The organism is Paenibacillus kribbensis (assembly GCF_002240415.1).
GTDB classification, from domain to species: Bacteria; Bacillota; Bacilli; order Paenibacillales; family Paenibacillaceae; genus Paenibacillus; species Paenibacillus kribbensis.
In genome coordinates, this window is the sequence record NZ_CP020028.1 from 3,752,820 (window position 1) to 3,772,491 (window position 19,672).

The 19,672-nt window shown below is 41.5% G+C and carries 16 protein-coding genes; 8 read left to right on the forward strand and 8 right to left on the reverse strand.

Going from position 1 to position 19,672, the window contains the following annotated elements:
- The first annotated feature begins 88 nt into the window (after window positions 1–88).
- Window positions 89–1,219 (forward strand): phosphodiester glycosidase family protein, encoded by a 1,131-nt coding sequence (locus B4V02_RS16670; protein ID WP_094155647.1) that lies wholly within the window; start codon window positions 89–91, stop codon window positions 1,217–1,219.
- 346 nt (window positions 1,220–1,565) lie between these two features.
- Here B4V02_RS16670 and B4V02_RS26285 read toward each other — a convergent pair whose 3' ends face one another.
- Window positions 1,566–1,664, reverse strand: a complete 99-nt coding sequence (locus B4V02_RS26285) for a YjcZ family sporulation protein (RefSeq protein WP_208618685.1) — start codon at window positions 1,662–1,664, stop codon at window positions 1,566–1,568.
- Between the two features lie 663 nt (window positions 1,665–2,327).
- Between B4V02_RS26285 and B4V02_RS16680 the strand changes: the two genes are divergently transcribed.
- Window positions 2,328–2,666: a helix-turn-helix domain-containing protein gene (locus B4V02_RS16680; RefSeq protein WP_094155649.1), complete on the forward strand. Its 339-nt coding sequence runs from the start codon at window positions 2,328–2,330 to the stop codon at window positions 2,664–2,666.
- Window positions 2,667–2,696: 30 nt separating this feature from the next.
- Here the strand turns inward: B4V02_RS16680 and B4V02_RS16685 are convergent, their stop codons facing one another.
- On the reverse strand, window positions 2,697–2,945 hold the full coding sequence (locus tag B4V02_RS16685) for a phage portal protein (RefSeq protein WP_094155650.1): 249 nt from the start codon (window positions 2,943–2,945) through the stop codon (window positions 2,697–2,699).
- Between the two features lie 35 nt (window positions 2,946–2,980).
- Window positions 2,981–3,829 (reverse strand): copper amine oxidase N-terminal domain-containing protein, encoded by an 849-nt coding sequence (locus B4V02_RS16690; RefSeq protein ID WP_094155651.1) that lies wholly within the window; start codon window positions 3,827–3,829, stop codon window positions 2,981–2,983.
- An 836-nt stretch (window positions 3,830–4,665) separates the two neighbouring features.
- On the opposite strand from B4V02_RS16690, the gene B4V02_RS16695 reads away from it, so the two are divergent.
- The 6 genes from B4V02_RS16695 to B4V02_RS16720 all read left to right on the forward strand — a co-directional run bounded on the left by B4V02_RS16695 (window position 4,666) and on the right by B4V02_RS16720 (window position 12,470).
- Window positions 4,666–4,995: a hypothetical protein gene (locus B4V02_RS16695; RefSeq protein ID WP_094155652.1), complete on the forward strand. Its 330-nt coding sequence runs from the start codon at window positions 4,666–4,668 to the stop codon at window positions 4,993–4,995.
- Window positions 4,996–5,123: 128 nt separating this feature from the next.
- Entirely contained in the window at window positions 5,124–7,172 is a 2,049-nt protein-coding gene (locus tag B4V02_RS16700; RefSeq protein ID WP_094155653.1) for a sulfatase-like hydrolase/transferase, read from the forward strand.
- A 49-nt stretch (window positions 7,173–7,221) separates the two neighbouring features.
- Window positions 7,222–8,820 (forward strand): phosphoenolpyruvate mutase, encoded by a 1,599-nt coding sequence (gene aepX / locus B4V02_RS16705; protein WP_094155654.1) that lies wholly within the window; start codon window positions 7,222–7,224, stop codon window positions 8,818–8,820.
- Window positions 8,820–9,959, forward strand: a complete 1,140-nt coding sequence (aepY, locus tag B4V02_RS16710) for a phosphonopyruvate decarboxylase (protein ID WP_094157023.1) — start codon at window positions 8,820–8,822, stop codon at window positions 9,957–9,959. Before aepX ends, aepY begins: the two co-directional genes overlap by 1 nt.
- Complete coding sequence (locus B4V02_RS16715) at window positions 9,952–10,644, forward strand: class I SAM-dependent methyltransferase (RefSeq protein WP_094155655.1); 693 nt, start codon at window positions 9,952–9,954, stop codon at window positions 10,642–10,644. Before aepY ends, B4V02_RS16715 begins: the two co-directional genes overlap by 8 nt.
- Entirely contained in the window at window positions 10,638–12,470 is a 1,833-nt protein-coding gene (locus B4V02_RS16720; protein WP_094155656.1) for a 2-aminoethylphosphonate aminotransferase, read from the forward strand. Before B4V02_RS16715 ends, B4V02_RS16720 begins: the two co-directional genes overlap by 7 nt.
- Window positions 12,471–12,877: 407 nt before the next feature.
- Here the strand turns inward: B4V02_RS16720 and B4V02_RS16725 are convergent, their stop codons facing one another.
- The 5 genes from B4V02_RS16725 to licT all read right to left on the reverse strand — a co-directional run bounded on the left by B4V02_RS16725 (window position 12,878) and on the right by licT (window position 19,487).
- Complete coding sequence (locus B4V02_RS16725) at window positions 12,878–14,014, reverse strand: 5-methyltetrahydropteroyltriglutamate--homocysteine S-methyltransferase (protein ID WP_094155657.1); 1,137 nt, start codon at window positions 14,012–14,014, stop codon at window positions 12,878–12,880.
- A gap of 122 nt (window positions 14,015–14,136) precedes the next feature.
- Window positions 14,137–15,039 carry a LysR family transcriptional regulator gene (locus B4V02_RS16730; protein WP_007429750.1) on the reverse strand — a complete coding sequence of 301 codons (903 nt, stop codon included), beginning with the start codon at window positions 15,037–15,039 and terminating at the stop codon, window positions 14,137–14,139.
- Between the two features lie 93 nt (window positions 15,040–15,132).
- Complete coding sequence (locus tag B4V02_RS16735; RefSeq protein ID WP_094155658.1) at window positions 15,133–16,542, reverse strand: glycoside hydrolase family 1 protein; 1,410 nt, start codon at window positions 16,540–16,542, stop codon at window positions 15,133–15,135.
- Between the two features lie 22 nt (window positions 16,543–16,564).
- Window positions 16,565–18,445 (reverse strand): beta-glucoside-specific PTS transporter subunit IIABC, encoded by a 1,881-nt coding sequence (locus B4V02_RS16740; protein WP_094155659.1) that lies wholly within the window; start codon window positions 18,443–18,445, stop codon window positions 16,565–16,567.
- 184 nt (window positions 18,446–18,629) lie between these two features.
- Window positions 18,630–19,487, reverse strand: a complete 858-nt coding sequence (licT, locus tag B4V02_RS16745; RefSeq protein ID WP_094155660.1) for a BglG family transcription antiterminator LicT — start codon at window positions 19,485–19,487, stop codon at window positions 18,630–18,632.
- Window positions 19,488–19,672 lie beyond the last annotated feature (185 nt).

Genomic DNA, 19,672 nt, shown 5'->3' on the forward strand with positions numbered 1-19,672 from the left:
TCTCGCATACATTTACAACTCATAAAACCCGATATAAGTTCAAGCACCTTGTAAAGAATCAAAACTACATAAGGAGATTGATCTATCCATGAAAAGAATCACCACACTTGTTATCCTGTCCTTGCTAATCCTTGTAACCCCGATCTACGCTGCTGCACCAGCGCCTATGCTGGTCTATGTGGATCAAAGTAACCATTCCTTTATCCCCCTTCGCCTCCTGAACAGCTATGAAGGGGTTACGCTCAATATGACACCAGCGGACAAACAGATAGAGATTGCGCAAGGCAATACCCGGCTTACATTATTTATGGGACAAGCTACTGCCAAAGTGAATGAGCAGACGGTCCGTATGCAAAATGCTCCTTTTAGCGATAACGGTTCTAACTATGTTCCTCTCCAGTTCATCAGCCAGTATTTAAACCTGCAGGTCTCATGGCAAAAGGAAGCTTCAGCTGTACGCATTAAACAGGGCACAACGTCCGTCACGCTGCCGGTGCTCACTGGCAAGCTGCCTGGCAGCACCTCACCGATCACGACGGCTCACAAAAGCTTTAAGGTCGGATCACGAACCTTTTCCGCCAAGGTGGTCACCATCTCCATGCTCCATCCCAAGGTGAGTCTGGATGTGGTGCTGGCAGGCAATACTATCGGCAAAGTAGAAGATTTAAGCAGTCTCGCCAAACGCAATCAAGCAATTGTAGCCATCAATGGTACATTCTTTGACGCCTATACCAAAAGCTCCTACAAAACGCCTTACGGCTACCTGGTCAGCCATAGAAAAATGTTAATGAAAAGCTCTGGCGACCAGCGAACGGTCTTCTCCTATGATGCCAATCATTTAGCTGAGCTGGTTTCGGGTTCTGCTTTTGAGCAGCGGTTGAGCCTGGGCAACGTTGAAGGTGCCCTTCAAGCCGGGCCTCGTCTGGTGACGAACGGACAGGTGTCCCTCAATGTCAAAGCCGAAGGCTTCAAGGACCCCAAAATATTAACAGGCGGCGGAGCCAGAAGCGCACTCGGAATTACCCGGGATCATAAGCTGATCCTCCTGACCACAGGCGGAGCCACCATTCCACAGCTCGCCCAAATGATGAAGCAAGCAGGTGCTTATCAGGCCATGAATCTGGACGGCGGTGCTTCCAGCGGGCTGTACTACAACGGCTCATACCTTACCACACCCGGACGCCAAATCAGCAACGCCATTATTGTAAAGTATCAATAGACGATATGAGGGCTGTCTCTACCGAAGCATAAGCTGTAGAGGATGCTTAAGCGCCTCTATATCAAATAAGCACAGAGTTGCCGTGTCTGTCGTAAATTGAAATGGACTGCTTGCTGCGTTTATTCTGTATCCTCCTGCTTTGGACATTTAATTACCATTTTTTCATTGATGTCGCCATCCCTATATACCAAATCATTAAGGGAAATTCTCCTTATATGTAAAGTATAGCAATGCTTGCTAGACCAGACAACATGTCTAGGCTACCATCTATTCTGCACCAACAAGGCCTTCCCTCACTGTAGTGAAAGAAGGCCTTGTTGTGGATGTAACCGAACCCAATCTGCTACTAGATCAGAAAAGTTTTTGTGATAATCACCAGCAAAATGAACAAGACCAGAATCGCAGCTGTGGATGTCCATGCTCCACCGTAACCTACTTCACCCATGTCTGGATCCCTCCTCGGTTAAGGCATACGTTATCATATGAAGAAAAGGGGCTGGTAGGCTTCGGAAAGATCGATAATGACTCGTGGCGATAACTGACAGAGAATGTCGTCGGTTCTACGCAGCAGCCTGCTCACATCCTTGTGCTTCATATTTTGTAGGAGCGGAGTTTCTAGCTGGGATGAAAGAAACTGGATGGTGCCTATAAACACAACAACATCCAATCCCGGGTTAGTTTTTGTATGTATTATATGCAGTAGGTCAGTCATGGACAGGAATCTTGGAGGGAAAAGACTGTTGTTTTCTTTCATATATAGAGCTTTCAGCATAGAGGTCAAAGCCCAGTCACACAGGATAATGCAGCATTGATGCTGGTTATGTTTTTGCAGGATTCGGGCTAGTTTCATGTGGTATTGGGACAGGCTGTGAAAATCCGTTATGGAATTATGTAGGTGTTCTGTGGATCTGGATGGCTGGGCGCGGCTTTGGTTAAGGTGAGAAGGATTTTTTGTCATATCTATTCCTCCAGAGAATTTCAAGATAAGTCTTATTATACATCGAAATAATACTTATAGATATAATTAATACTAAATATACGATTCTTAATCTCATGTTTACCCAAGAAAATCTTGTCTACACTTTTTAATATGAAGGGGTGTAGATAAATGCAGGACAAAGAAGTGTTAAAGCTGGTTGGGGCTAGAATAAGAGTGTTGCGCAAAGAAAAAGGTCTCTCACAAGAAGCCCTTGGGGAAAAAGGTGGATTTCATTTTACATACATTGGACAGATCGAACGAGGAGAAAAGAATGTTTCTTTGATCAATATAGCTAAGATCGCAAAAGCCCTTGACGTCAACTTAGTTCAGTTGTTTTCATATGTAAGCGAAGACCCCAAAATTGTAGAGTTTGATGAAGATATTATTGAGATTATTACAATGCTCCAAAAATCGAGTCCAGAGAAAGTACGCTTGGCGAGGAATGTGATAAGGGAAATTATCAACTAAGAATATTTTTCGACTATATTTCTCTCCACTTCAAAAGTGTTTCCGAAGCTGTAGATTATGCTCCTTGTCCCAATGATTCATATATACGTCTATGTTATGTATAGCCTCATCCTGATCTGACTTGGACACATAGTTTACTAGCTTACCGAGCAGATAGCCGACTTCGTTATCTACGAACTTACGTGGGAAATTGAAGATAAGCTTTTGATTGTTTCGGCTTTCTTGCATCGTATAGTTCGTCTTATTATCAAAACGTAGATGGGCACAAATATATTCCATCTGTTTAGTAGCCCTTTAATGTAATAGAAAAAACTTTATACAACTGTATTACTTATAATTGTAAGAAAACCGTTCTTTGCGGCGGTATCAATTAACTGATTAATGGATCGGCTTGCGGTATCGCTAAACAAATACCACTCATCTTTAGATACGTCATGAATCAAAATTTCTGGGTACTCTGCTAAAAGTTCAGATGGAAAAGAACGAATTAAAGAATAAACATCAAAGCGAACTAAGCTGTTCCCTTTTTGGTCTAGAAAATCATATTGTGCATTTTTATAATAAGACCCAAGTGTGTCAATAGTGAATCTCCAAGAGTAGTCTGCAGGTGCTTCGACCTTTTCACCTTTGTTTTTCACAAAAATATTATAAATTGTTTTGTTATATGCATTTCCATTAATTTTCTGAACTACGCCGCCCATAGTCATATGGTATTCATGTTGCAATGCTTTTACTTGTACACCGTCTATGAACAATGGTTCAGTATCAACTGTCACTGCAAAGTTGTTGTAATTGACATGGCATCCAAACGTCTCTGCAATAAAACGAAGTGGAACAAATATGCGATTATTTTTCATGTATGGTTTTACATCAAGCAGCATCTTTTTACCGTTCTTCTCAGTTGTACTACTGTTCAGTGTTAATATGACTTTCATATCGCTTTTAGCGAGAATAACCCCGGAATTGGACCATTCGACGCTAGCCCCCAGATTTTCACTAATAACACGTAGAGGTACCATTGTACGTTTGTTCTTAATTTCGGGCTTCACATCGGATTCAATAGCAACGCCGTCAACTTTAATTTGATTTTCTGCTGCATAAGTAGTTGACGATGAAATAAATAAAAAGATTGCAAGAAAAACCCCAAAGAATGCTTTTTTCATAAATAATAGCTCCTTTTTTGGTTAAATTCGTTGCGCAGTAACCCCCCCATATTAAGACGCAAATGGATAAAATTTGTTTTGCTTTCCTACCGTTAACTTAACGAAATTGGATCATAATAAAAAATGAGTATCTAGCAGAACCCTCAAATCAACAAACTGCGATCATAAAATTTCGTCAGATCGCCAGTATCAATGTTTTTGCACAGTGGATGCACCAACAGGTTTTATATCCACTCAAGTACATCAGCAGTTAATTCATATTAACTAAATTTTATTAGCATATTAATATTCTTCTATTAACTTAGATGATAATTATCTAATTTCACTAACAATATTCTGATTTACTTTCATTCAACCAATTTGCAAACTCTTGATATAGTTCATCATAACCAATCATTTGATCTTTGTTTAAATCAGAAAATAGTTGGATAAAAACGTAAGGGAAATCCTCCGTCTTTACCTGTGCTTCTGTATCTCGCGAATAAACGCATAAAACACTGCTTATATTTCGGTTCCAGTAAGACTCCAATCATACAAGTCTGGTAAGTAATCTTCAATATCCCCGCTATTTAAAGGTACAAGTCCCATTATGTTTATTAAGAATACATTGATTAATAATACGCCTCTCTCCTTCCAATCCTATCTATACACTTTATAAGACTATTATTCAAAACTACCGGAGTATTATTTCACACACCTCCTTTCCCAAAATATAATTGTAAATACCACTTCCAATGGGCCATTCTGTAAACTAAATTCCCCTTTTGACCGATAAATAGATTTGCTGGCTGTTTATTAAATATCACCTCCAGCCGGCGAAAGGGTTCCTTTTGCCCTTGTTCATAAATCTGCAAGATGGCGTGGAAACGATGTCCCGCTGTGAGAAGCTGCCAGAGGAAGTGCAACCATCACGTGTGATGCAAATGTTGGATCAGGCTTTCATAGCCACCCAGGCGTTCAGAAAAGCCTTGCTCCTGCTCGATCGCTACTTCTTATCTGTGCCCGATTTGGAGCGACTTCGTGTCCGAAATCAATCGGGTGTTGCGTTTTTCTCTCGCGTTCCTGGCCCGTTTTTTTGCTACCTCCGAACGCCGTTCAGGAGCATCGTTGCCGAGGCGACGGTGATCGCCTATTTGAGTTCGTATATTTTATACCTTTTTTCCTAAAACATAGAATTATCCATAACGAAAATAATCCGATACAAGCATTCAGTGCCTCATCCTGACGCTGGTTCACTGGCTTATTAGCGTTAGAACTTTTTACATCACAGATAAAACTATAGGGGGATTTTCAAATGAGAAGTAAACCAATTCAGCAACGCATAGAGCAATTGAAAAATTTAAACCAGAGTATCAGAGTTACTTTTGATAATAATAATCTTTCAGCATTGGAGGAAGACATTAACAAATATAATGAAATTACTGAGGATGCAAATCTAATCTCAATTAAGAGTAACTACTTTTTCCAAAAAGGCGATTATGAGCAAGCTACGAAAATTTTAGAAGAAGGAATTAAGCAATATCCATTTAATTTTGATATCAACCTGAATCTTGGTATTGTTTATGAAATGAAGAGCCTTTTTACTGTCAGTTTTCATAGATATGTTAGTGCATTAAAATATGCAAGTACCGTAGAAAAACAGGAATTAGCTACAACGTATATTAATCGGATGACTCTTTTATTGAGGGAAATTTATCAAAGTGATCAGACTGAACTATTACAAATTATTGAGGATGGCAATAGATTTTTAGGAGAAATAGACTATCGTTTATTTCCAATGGACCATAATCGGCAAAGCACCATTCGCCAGCCGCAGGCAGTAGGGACTTCAGATGAATATATGACCAATTTACATAGATCATATAAAAATGCTGATATTGACGAAATTAGTAGGCACTATCATATGACAGAAACTTTAAAGGGACGTATATACAAGTCTGAACAACAAGTATCTTTAGCAGGTCAAACATTACTACCAGTTTCCACGCTTGAAAGCGAGACGATACTTAACTTTAACTTGAACGGGAAAAATTACTCTTTTTCAAGTGAGGATCTTCCGTATAATCAATATCATTATTTGCGTTTTAATGAGAGTGGCTTATTAAATATAACAATGAATAAACCGGTATTTATAGGAACACCTATCCCGCTACAAGAAATATCGAAGAAAAAGCGATTAATCTTCAATATTTTTATTGACGGACTCTCGTTCGATTTTATACAAAAGCATGATTTTAAATCGATTATGCCTTATACATATGCTTATTTTCAGAAAGGATTTACTTCTACAAATTGCTATGCAACAAGTGAATGGACATTTCCGAGTGTAGCTAGCATTTTTACTGGTAAGTATACAACCAGTCACGGCTTATTCCACCCTGACTTTAATCATGCATTTACCGAAAATAATAAAATGATGCAAGAGCATTTTAAAGAGGCTGGATATCTTACCGCACAAATCGGAGGAGACTGGAGGGTAACACCTGCACACGGATATCATAAAGGTTTTGATCGTATTCTATATCAAAATTTTATGGGCGGGATGGATTGCAAACAGGTTATTACAGAATCAATAGAGCATTTGGAGACGTTTAAGGAAAAAAATAACTTCATGTGGATATCTTTGGCAGATATACATCACGTGCCAGATGAGAGAGATTGTAATCTCATGACACAAGCACAAACTGACATCAGTAAGCGTGTCAGGATATACGAAAAGGGGAGCACTACCGTTCTAACTCCCTATGATATTAACAAACACGAAAAATATATTCTGGAAATTAAACGAATCGATTTTTACTTGAACATTCTTTATACGTATTTTGATCAGCATTTTCAGAATGAAGAGATCCTGGTTCTGTTTCATTCCGATCATGGTCAATCTTTCTTAGAAGATCAACCTTTTCTCCTTCATGAAAGTAGACGCAAAGTTCCTTTTATGATCAGAGGCGGGGATGTTCCCGTAGGAGAATCAGACGAATTTATGGAGCTGATTGATATACTGCCGACGCTACTTCACTACAGTGACCTGTCTGCTCCTGAAGATATTGATGGTCACCTCCCCGCATGTTTAGGAGGTGAAGAATCCCGCAAGTTTGCTTTTACGGAGGCTATACATCCCAATCAAACTTATAAAGCTGCAATTACGGATGAAATTCATATTTTCAGGTTTGAAAACGGAACACCCATTCAGAATGATGGACTGGTAGATTTAAGTGAGTATAAGGTTCAACTGATCAACAAAGAAACTGGTAGCAGTGAGACTGATGTGTTCCCGGACAAAGCTGATCATTATGAGGAAGTCATATGGAAGCATATTCGTAAACACATAATAATTAGTTAATAGATTTTAAGATACAAACTTACAACAAGAAAAAGGACGAAAGATAATAATGAAAAAGACACAGTTGCTCAAACAAATGATTACAAGTTCAACGCTTGATTTTATTATGGAGGCCCATAATGGGATATCAGCGAAGATTGTGGAGGAAGCGGGTTTTCAAGGAATTTGGGGTAGTGGACTTACGATCTCAGCTTCTCTAGGAGTTCGTGATAATAACGAAGCATCTTGGACACAAGTCCTTGATGTTATGGAATTTATGAACGACGCGACGAACCTACCTATTTTGCTGGATGGAGATACTGGTTACGGTAACTTCAACAACATGAGAAGACTGGTCAAAAAACTTGAACAGCGTGGAGTGGCTGGTGTATGCATTGAGGATAAACTATTTCCCAAAACAAATTCTTTCATCTCTGGAGAAACACAACCGCTTGCGGATATGGACGAATTTTGCGGTAAGATACAAGCAGCCAAAGAAACACAAAGTGACGATGATTTCTGCGTAGTTGCGCGTTTGGAATCCTTTATTGCCGGATGGGGACTGGATGAAGCGTTACGCCGAGCAGAAGCATATAGATTAGCGGGAGCGGACGCCATTCTGGTTCATAGTAAAAAAGCTGACAGTTCTGATATCGAAGCTTTCATGCGTGAGTGGGGTAATCGTCATCCGGTTGTGATTGTTCCTACTAAATATTATTCTACGCCTTCCGATCGGTTTAGAGAGCTTGGAATTAACATGGTTATTTGGGCAAATCATACTTTACGATCATCTATTCATTCTATGCAACAAACAGTGCAGCAGATCTACAAAGATCAATCTTTGATTAACGTAGAAGGTAAAATTACAACTGTGTCTGAAGTTTTCAAGTTACAGGGTGCGGATGAATTGAAAGAAGCGGAGAAAAAATACCTGCCTACATCCGGCAAAAAGGTAAATGCACTCATTCTTGCGGCCAGTCAAGGAAACTTGGGAGAACTCACCAGAGAGATTCCTAAAACACTGCTGAAAGTTAGCGGGAAGCCGATCCTGAGCATGCAAGTGGATGATCTGAACAAGGTTGGCATAAAAGATATCTCAGTCGTACGCGGATTCGCAAAAGAGAACGTGAAGCTGAATAATATTTCGACTATTGACAATGACCAATTTGCTTCGACCCAAGAACTGTACTCTCTTTATCTGGCCAAAGATAAAATTGGTGATGATACTACGGTGATCAGCTATGGAGATATCATTTATAAGAATTATATACTTAATGATCTCCTTAACGATACAAACGATATTACAATAGTAGTCGATGCTGATGCTGAAGTCTCTGAAAACAGTCAAGATCTTGTAGTGACTGAAAAACCTTATTCCAAAAACCTGTACTCTAGCGCTGTTAAGCTAGTAAGTGTGAGTAAATCCAGTGTTGAACAACAATTCAATGGTGAGTTTATCGGACTTTGGAAGGTATCCGCACAAGGAGCAGATATAGTAAAAACAGTGTTGGAACGCTTATCTAAAGAAAAAAACTTTCATACTCTTACTCTGACCGATCTGTTTAATGAACTAGTGAAGATACATTCTGTTGCAGTGAGGTTTATTAAAGGAGATTGGCTAGACGTGGACACGATTGTCGATCTTCAAAAAGCAGGTGAAATGCTGTGATAGATACTAAGTTGTTCGGGAAAGAGATGAAATCATTGGGTTACGACTTCTTTACTGGAGTACCTTGCTCTTTTTTGAAGGATCTGATCAACTATTCAATTAATGAGTGTGATTATGTTGGGGCTGCCAATGAAGGAGATGCGGTTGCAATAGCTAGTGGAGCCTATCTGGGGGGGCGTAAATCTGTTGTTTTGATGCAGAATTCGGGTCTTACTAATGCTGTTTCTCCACTAACCTCCTTAAATTATACTTTCAAGCTGCCTGTTTTAGGGTTTGTCAGTTTGCGTGGTGAAGCAGGTGTCGCCGATGAACCTCAGCATGAGCTGATGGGACAGATAACAACTCAGCTTTTGGATTTGATGCAGGTGAAGTGGAGTTATCTTTCAAATGATATTGAAGAAGCTAGCAAACAACTGCATGAAGCTGATCGATGGATATCAAAGAATCAGCCGTTCTTTTTCGTAGTTAGGAAGGGAACCTTCAGTAAAGAGGTTCTTCAAGTATCCGATGTGCCAATGATCCGACACCATGACTTAGAGATGCAGGGGACCGTTAAGATTCATCCTGAAAAGAGAGCATCCAGATATCAAGCCTTAGAAGCCTTGAAACGCTGCAATGATCCCAAAACGGTGTATCTGGCCACCACTGGATATACTGGAAGAGAACTGTACGAGGTTGAGGACTCCGAGCAAAATCTATATATGGTCGGTTCCATGGGTTGTGTGAGTTCATTGGGGCTTGGGCTTGCTTTGAGTAGTTCCGAGTTGAACGTAATTGCTATTGATGGTGACGGTGCTTTAATCATGAGAATGGGGAATCTAGCAACCAACGGGCGTTACGGTCCACGTAATCTGCTCCATTTGCTTTTGGATAACCAGTGCCATGATTCGACCGGTGGACAAGAGACAGTTTCGGCAACTATCGATTTTCCAGCTTTAGCAGCGGGTTGTGGGTACAAAAATGTAAAATGCGTAAAGGATACAGATCAGCTTGTTGAATTTGTAGAAGAATGGAAGTCAAAACCTGAACTCACATTTTTGTATATGCCGATCTTAAAAGGTGCTAAAGATGATTTGAGCCGTCCCAACGTTAAACCCCATGAAGTCAAAGAGAGATTGGTGAAGTTCATCCATGGATAATTGGAGAAAAATTTGGTCACGCACTCGGCAGCTTCCGAATACTGATCCAGACTTGCAGTTTTTAATCGATGCTGACGGTTTTAACTCTGGAGCGGGAAAGATCAATGAGGAAGCCTGGTCTACTTATGTGAGGCATGCAGCTAGCCTTATGAAGATACAGCCAGATGACTCATTATTTGAAATAGGCTGCGGTAGCGGTGCCTTTTTGTATCCATTCTATAAGGATGGACACCGAGTAAGTGGGGTTGATTATTCTCCTTCCCTCATTGGAATTGCAAGCCTTGTTATGCCGGAGATGGACTTTAGTGTACAGGAAGCTGCTCATGTAGACTCCACACGTCGATTTGACATTGTATTGGCTAATAGTGTTTTTCAATATTTCCCATCTATAGAATATGCGGAAGAAGTGCTTCGGCTTATGTGGGAGAAAACAAATAGAATGCTAGTCCTACTTGATTTGAATGATATCCAGTTCGCAGATGAAGCGTTAAGAATTCGGAAAGGATCGCTATCATTAGGTGAATATGAGAAGAAATATGCTGGTTTGGAACATCTTTTTTATGAACGGAACTTTGCCGAGAAGGCACTTAAAGGTAAGAGGTTTACAATAAATATTTCAAATCAGCAAATCAATAATTATGGCAACAACAAATTCCGGTATAATGTGGTGATTGAAAAATGGTAAATACGGCAGTTATTCTGGCAGCTGGACTGGGTAGCCGGTTGAAAGAACATACAGCACATAAGCCAAAGGGTTTCCTAGTGATCGACGATTTGCCCATTATAGAGCGATCGATCCTTCAATTGAGAAAGAGTGAGATTGAGCATATCTGGATCGGAACCGGTTATCTATCACAGGAGTATGAACGATTAGCACAGAAGTACCCTCAAGTGAATTGCGTGTATAATGACCGCTATAGAGACAGTGGAAGCATGTATACTCTGTATAACATGCGGGAATCTGTACGTGAGGACTTTCTACTATTAGAGTCTGATCTACTCTACGACATAGCGGGTCTGAAAAATCTGCTGGCGGATACGCGCAGTGATGTAATTCTATCGAGCGGTGCTACTCACTCTAATGATGAAGTTTATATAGAGATGGATGAAGAAGGTCACCTCATTGCGATGTCCAAGCAGATCGAACTTTTAGGCCGAGTGGATGCTGAACTTGTAGGGATATCCAAGGTGTCCTTGGATACATATCAGCGAATGTGCCGACTGGTAGAGGCTGAATTTCATAATCACTTGAAATGGGATTATGAACAAGCGTTGGTGGAGGTAGGCAAGAAAAAGCCCATTGCCGTAAAAAAAATCGAAAAATTTACTTGGTGCGAAATTGATACAGAAGAACATTTACAGCGTGCCAAAGAAGTGATCTATCCGAAATTGAAGCAGCCAGCAGCACATTTATCATTACCCATCAAAAGAAATATTCTTCTTAATCCTGGACCAGCAACAACAACCGATACCGTAAAGCTGGCGCAAATTGTGCCGGATATTTGTCCGAGAGAACAGGAATTTGGAGACCTAATGGAATGGATAGCTGAACAGCTTACTGTATTCGTTGCGCCAAAGAGTGAGTATGATACTGTTCTATTTTCAGGGTCGGGCACGGCTGCAGTAGAGTCAGTAATTAGCTCAGTGATCGGGGAAGGCAAATTGCTGATTCTCAGTAATGGAGCTTATGGAGAGCGAATGGCTGAAATTGCACAAGTCTATCATATTGATTACGAAGTTTTGGAGAGTTCATCTGTGCTACCTTTATCCCTGGATGCTGTTGAAGCATCGATTATAAGGAATAAAAATAAGCTTACTCATGTAGCGGTTGTTCATAATGAAACGACTAGCGGTATTTTAAACGACATTGATGCTATCGGAAAGCTGTGCGCTCTGCATGAAGTGGACCTGATTGTCGACGCGATGAGTTCATATGGGGCGATACCAATTAATATGAAAGCTAGTAACCTTTCTTTTCTTATATCAAGTTCAAATAAGAACCTGCAGGGAATGGCGGGGATTAGCTTTATCGTTGCATGTAAAGAAAAACTCCAGAAGATTAAGGAGTATAGCCCAAAATCATATTATCTGGATTTGTACAAGCAATATGAGTATTTCCAGCGTACCCATCAGCTGCGATTTACGCCACCAGTTCAAACGTTTTATGCGTTAGAACAAGCCATCATAGAGACGCAAAATGAGGGAATTGAGCAGCGGTATCGACGCTATACGGAGTCGTGGCAGACCCTGATTAAAGGTCTGGATCACCTTCAGCTTCAATATTTGGTACCAATACAGTATCATTCTAGAATTATTACCTCCATCAAGGAGCCAACATCTAGAAACTACGAATTCGGTGCTATGCACGACTATTTGTACAACAACGGTTTTACGATTTATCCGGGTAAAATCGGTCAAACTGCCTCTTTCAGGGTGGCTAATATAGGGGCAATTACTTACCAAGATATTGAACGTTTCTTGAAGTCCATGGAAGAGTATCTGTCCATGTAATTGACAGATTGTCATATGAAGTGCGACACATGCCGGAAATCAATAAAGAAATGGCCCGTGGTTAGCCTTGTCCATTGAGTTACTGCCGATCGCAGTAAAGAGTTTGCCTGAGTACTTCGGATTAGCTCTTCTTCACAGTTTCATATTGCTGATGATGTAGAGTAGAACTTAGACTCTGTATATCTGGCGTTCCTGAAGAAGATATTACAGCGCTAGCTATTGTAATAGAAGCCATCAAAGATGAAATGCAGCCATAGACTGTACTCATATGGACAGAGAAGTCTCCTGTAATTCCGTGCTTTATAGGGAACTTAAATCAATTTTAGTAGGTTCTCAAACAAAAAACACGCCCACAAGTGGCGTGTTTTTGTAATGATGAGTCTCTCCAACCCAATCCCTCTAAACCCTTACTTCCAAAGCTCGTCCGCAATCTCTTTAATGAAGGCAAGCTTTTTCCATTGCTGTTCTTCCGTCAAAATATTGCCCTCTTCTGTGGAAGCAAAGCCGCATTGCGGGCTGAGGCAGATGTGATTGATATCGACAAATTGAGTTGCTTCCTTGATGCGGTTAATGACGGTCTGCTTGTCTTCCAGCTCTCCCGTTTTGGAGGAAACGAGGCCCAGTACGACCTGCTGATCTCTCAGATGCTTGAGCGGAGTGAAATCGCCTGCACGGTCGGTATCGAATTCGAGATAGTAGCCATCAATGTTGTCGATGCCGAACAGGGTTTCGGCAACAGGCTCGTAGCCGCCTGAGGAAGCCCAGGTGGAATGGTAGTTACCACGGCACACATGAGTCGTAACGACCAAGTCAGCCGGGAGATCGTTCACGGTTTCCTGATTCACGCGGGCGAACAGCTTTTTGGTTTCTTCTATATTCTCACCCGCGTGCTGTCTGGCTTCCCAATAGTTTTTATCGCAGAGCATGCCCCATGTGCAATCATCCAGTTGCAGGCTGCGGCAGCCTTCATTATATAGCGCCTGGATCACGGACTTGTAAGCTTTGGCGATATCCGTTACCAGCTCATCCAGATTGCTGTAGTAAGTATCTGTCGTTTCTTTATTCTCTCCACGCAGCAGCTCGGCCAGAAATTGTGCCGGTGCAGGGATCGTTTGGCGGGCAATGGCATCCTCACCTGCAACTTGCTTCAGAAATTTGAAATCTGCAATAAAAGGGTGACAGGAATGTCCAATTTTACCGGACAGGCGTGCGGTTTCCGCTCTGGTTTCCACGCCTTGAAACTGGTAGCCATTGGAGATCTGTACCTTTTCCACGCCGTCCAGGCCCCACATAAAATCAAGATGCCACCAGGAGCGTCTGAATTCGCCGTCTGTCACGGCTTTCAGCCCTACCGATTTTTGTTTTTCTACCAGCTTGATAATTTCGTTGTCCTCAATCTTTCTCAGCTCATCCGCAGAAATTCCGTTATTTTGAAATTGAATTCTGGCGTCTTTAATCGCTTGCGGGCGCAGAAAACTGCCGACCATATCATGTCTGAAAGGGGTCACTTTACGTTGGGATGCATTGTCAAGGATGCTGCTCATTTGGGTTATCTCCTTTTTACTTCTGTAGTGAAGTTCTTGCAAGAAAGATAACATACATTTTCAGCTATAAGGTAACTCCAATAAACTATAGCTAGTTATAGCCTAAAGCTATACCCCACCTTTTATTCCCCTATGGCCTCATGCAGGGCTTCTACATAAACGGTAGCCAGCTTGGAGAGCGCAACATTTTTATGACAAATCCATCCCACATTAATAGACTCATCGCATTCCAAAGGCACGGAAATAATCTCGTTACCATTCAAATCCGCACTGATGACCCCGGTAGAAATGGTATAGCCGTTCAAGCCAATCAGCAGGTTAAAGAGGGTCGCCCGGTCGTTGACACGGATGCTTTTGGGGTGCGACAACGTGCTGAGAATTTCCTCGGAAAAGTGAAAGGAATTATACTCCCCTTGCTCAAAGGACAAATACGGATAGGGTCGAAGCTGATCGATGGTTACCATGGATTGCCGGGATAACGGATTTTTGCTGCTGATAAAAATATGCGGCTTCGCCGTAAACAGGCTGTTAAATTGCAGGTTCGCATCTTTTAGCAGTTTGTGAATGACCTTGGCGTTAAATTCGTTCAGATATAAGATTCCGATCTCACTGCGCAAGCTTTTGACATCCTGTATGATTTCATGAGTCTTCGTCTCCCGCAAAGCCAGCTCATATTCATCCTGTCCATACTGATTCACCAGGTTAACGAATGCATTTACGGCAAAAGCATAATGCTGTGAGGACACGGCAAAATGCTGTGGTGAAGGCTTGGCATCCAGATAGCGGTTTTCCAGCAGCTCCGCCTGCTCAACCACCTGGCGCGCATATCCGAGGAATTCCACGCCTTCCTTGGACAAAGAAATCCCTTTATTGGTACGCTCAAAAATGGTGATATGAATTTCTTCCTCCAGATCCCGAATCGCGTTCGACAGGCTGGGCTGGGAAATAAACAACCGTTTTGCCGCCTCATTCATGGAGCCACGATTGGCAACCTCGATCACGTATTTTAATTGTTGTAAGGTCAATGCTTGATGTCCTCTCGATTTGTGTTTTCTCTATTATATAATACATAATCATACTTTCGGAAAAGGAATAATGGATGTTTGAATGAACTTTAATTAACGAATTTCGCCATTCGTGGCAATCAGCTTTTGATACCAATAGAAGCTTTGTTTACGAATACGACGCAAATCTTTGAGATCAAACTCTTCCCGATCAACATAGATAAACCCGTAACGCTTACTGGAGCCTTGATGAGTACTGACAAGATCAATCGCAGACCACGGACAGAAACCAAATACTTCTACGCCATCTGTAATAGCCAATTGAATCTGCTCGATATGTTTCTTGAAAAAGTCAATACGATAAGGATCATTTACTACATCGCCTTCTTCAAGCTTGTCAAAAGCCCCCAAGCCATTCTCTGTCACGATTAAAGGCAAATGGTAGCGAGAATAGATTTGGCGTAACGTGGATCTAAAACCGACCGGATCAATCTCCCATCCAAATTCCGTCTTTTGCAGGTTAGGGTTCACGGAACCTCGGTATGCCCCTGGTTCACCCACAATTTCATGCTGATCTCCTGTATGTGAAAAATCATTTCCGTCATCTAAACTTTCTCCTACGGTTTGAGAGGTATAGTAATTAAATGCGATAAAGTCCGGGTTCCCCTTCGCCAAAATTTCCATATCCCCTTCCTCAATGACAGGGTCATATCCTTTCTCGATCAAATAACTCCACGCAATGTGATTGTAGCGGCCAAATACGGCCATATCCAGGTAAAGCCAGTTACGAATGGCAGCATAGTTGTCCGCCGCCAGTGTATCTTCCGGTTTGGAACTAGCCGGATAAATGACCCCGATATTCGGCGCTGGTCCAATTTTCGCGTCAGGCAGCATGTCATGGCACAATACCATGGCTCTAGCTTGCGCTACCAGCATATGATGATTTTGTTGGTACAGTACCTTCTGAGGATTTTCCAGACTTGTATCTAATGTGCCAATAGAACCGGGATGGAGGATCAACATATTCTGCTCATTAATGGTTAGCCAATATTTCACCCTGTCCCCAAAGTTCTCAAACAACGTTTTGGCATACTGCTCGAAGGCATCAATGGTCTCCCTGTTCGACCATCCGCCTCGTTCTTCAAGAGCATAGGGAAGATCAAAATGATACATGGTAACAATCGGTTCAATACCGTATTTAAACAGTTCGTCTATTAAGGATCTGTAGAATGCAATTCCCTTTTGATTAACTTCACCTGCGCCTTGCGGATAAATTCGTGTCCATGCAATCGAGAACCGATACGCCTTAAAGCCCATTTCAGCCATCAAAGCTACGTCTTCTTTGAACATATGGTAATGATCACTTGTTACCTTAAAATCAGTGACCCCTTCCACGTGATTGGCCATGTCAATGACCGATGGGCCTTTTCCATCTTCGTTCCATGCGCCCTCCACTTGATAAGCGGAAGTCGAACCTCCCCAGAAAAAGTTTTCGGGAAATGCTTTCAATTGGTGATGTTTCATAATATAGTCCCTCCAGTTGTCGTTACACAACTAATGTTAACAATACTTCATTTTTCTGAATTTGCTCCTGATCTATCTCAAAAATATCCACTTTATTTTTCGTCAGTGTGACGATGACAGGTGTGACGATTTCGTATCCTGCTTCTATAATCTGCTCCATATCGAATTGGATCAGCAGGTCCCCTTGTTTTACGATATCTCCCTCTTGAACTACCGGATTAAAATACTTGCCTTTCAGGGCTACAGTATTAATTCCAACATGAATCAATATCTCTGTGCCCGCATGGGTAGTCAAGCCTATGGCGTGTCCTGTGGGAAACAGTGAAGTTACAACTCCGTCTATCGGCGCTACGACCTCACCGACAGACGGTTCAATGGCTAAACCTTTTCCCATAGCACCTGTAGAAAATGCAGAATCGTTAACTTGTCTCAGCGGTGCAATCTTGCCTGTGATGGGGCTGTATATGGTTTCTTTCTTGAGGTCAACAGCCTTGCTTGCTGTAACAACTGGCACAGATTCTTCTACTTTTGTGGAGTCAACCGTTTTCGAATTCTCTCTTCTCCCCTTGCTTTCATACCCAAAAGTAAGGGCCAGTACCGTTGCCACCGTAAATGAGCACGCAATTGCAATAACGTAAACCAAGGTTGGCGTATAAACTGGAATAGCAAAAATGTTGTGAAAAACATAAGCTGTCATTTTTACTCCAAAATGTCCATTAATTGCTCCGCCTGCAGCCCCTGCGATAATAACAATCGGTATAGCACGTTTAAAACGAAGCACCAGACCATAGATGATTGGCTCTGTCACACCAGCCAGCAACCCTGTAATACTCGCCGAACCCGCAAGGGTTCTAAGCGTTTTATCTTTTTTCGCCTTCAGGAAAAAACCGAATGCGACACCAATTTGAGCAAATACGGCGGCGGCGGCCATCGCCTCAATCGGATCACCGCCAATGCCGATATTGTGAATCGAGATCGGTGCAAAACCCCAGTGAAGTCCGAAGACGACCATAAACATCATAAAACCGCCAAGAACTATCCCTGACAAAATGCCGCTTACACCAATTAACCATGTCACCCCTGACGAAATCCAATCGCCCACCGTTGTACCGAAGGGTCCGAATGCGATCGCAGATAGCGGAACCATAATCATCAAAGCCAGCATCGGAACTAAAAACAGCTGTAAATCCTTAAAAATAATCTTCTTCAAAAGCTTATCCACAAAGGCATATATGCTAATAGATATGAAGATCGGAAAAACGCTGGACGAATAATTCATCATGACGACCGGTATTCCCAGAAATGATACATCAGAACCTTTGTCCATCAGCCCCGTAAAATTGGGTTCCATCAGGGCTGCACCAATAACACCAGCTACGTAAGGGTTCGCCTTCAGCTTTATACCGAGCGTGATCCCGAGCAAAATCGGCAAGAAGTAAAATACAGCATTCCCCGCAGCGGACAGGATCAGGTAGGTATCACTTGTCGCAGACATCCACCCCAGCAAGGTCAGAACAGTCAGGAGTGCTTTCAGCATACCCGAGCCTGCCATCGCCGAAATCAGCGGGGAGAAACTGCCGGAAATAACTTCAAAGATCGTAGATACAACCGACGTCTTCTTCCCACTTGATTCACTAGTTGCTTGGGTATCCGATCCAAAATCCCTGTTTTTCATGATCTCCGTATATACATAGGCAACGTGACTCCCAATAACCACTTGAAATTGTCCCCCGCTTTCGACAACGGTAATAATGCCTTCATGCTTCTCCAGTTCCTCTCTTTCGGCCTTTCTTGAATCTTTCAGGTCAAATCTGAGACGTGTAGCACAATGGACAAGCCCATTGATATTTTCTTCACCTCCGACAAGACGTACGATATCATCGCTCATTTTCTTATAATCCATGTTCATTCTCCTTTTGGTCAGATTGCCTGAAAACAAAAAAATACCTAAACGAAAGGCCAGTAAGATCAAAGAAAATGATCACTGCCATTCATTTAGGTATCGCCTGCTTAACCAGTAACAATCCTTATATTTAAGTTGTGAGCCTACTATAAATCACTCTGAAATCGTTTGCAAGCGTTTTTTTCTATGAACTAGCCATATCTTTTCTAGTGGTTACACGTTGTATATGAATCGTCAGATACACTTTTTCGTCAATCGACATTGCACTTTCATGCTTCAATTCCAAATACTGATTAATTAAATGAGTACACTGAAAAGCCTGCGCATACTTATCTTTAACCTGCTCATACAAAAAGTTGTCACCCGAAGCCCGTTGATCTTGTTCATTACTCAGCAATCTTTGTGCAAAGTATTGCAAATGAGTAATAAACCGGGAATAGTTACATGAAGTTTCATCCAGCTCCAGCTCATAGTAATCGGTTACGATATTAAAGATATCATCAATGATCTCTGTAATTTCAACCGTTTGTTTCATTCCTTGACCGTCTTGTCTTGCATTTACAAAATGCATGGCAATAAAGCTCGCTTCATGCTCATCCATTTGAATGCCAAATTGAGCATCAATGATATCCAGCGCGCCCATCCCAATCATAAATTCTTTTTTGTAAAATTTTTTAATTTGCCACAAAAGCGAATTTTTAACACCGACTGACTTTCTATAGCGGGATATGGCGAATTGAATATGGTCAATCAGAGAGATATAAATGTTATCACTAAAGATATCTCCCATTTCTTGTTTCGCGTTTCCCACAATTTCATCCGCTACTTTCAAATACGCTACAGATGTTTCTCCAATGAGATCAATTAATTTTTGCGGAATCTTATCTGATTTTAGCACAAAGGTTTTTTCTATTTTTTCCACATCGACTCTCTGACCATTTTTCTTTTTAAAGCCCAGACCATTTCCGATGACAACAAATTCATGGCCTACCTGATTCTCGGCCCGAATGACATTGTTGTTAAATATTTGCCGGATGATCATCTATCTGCTCACCTCGTTAATTAATGAAAAAGTTCATAGTAACAAAAAAAACCCAAATAACGACTAAATAAATTAGTCATTATTTGGGTATCGCCTGCCGACCAGTAACAATCCCGAAGAACACTAGCTCTTCACTCAATTACCTTTATTATACAGCTTTCATGCGAGAATAACAATACAATCAT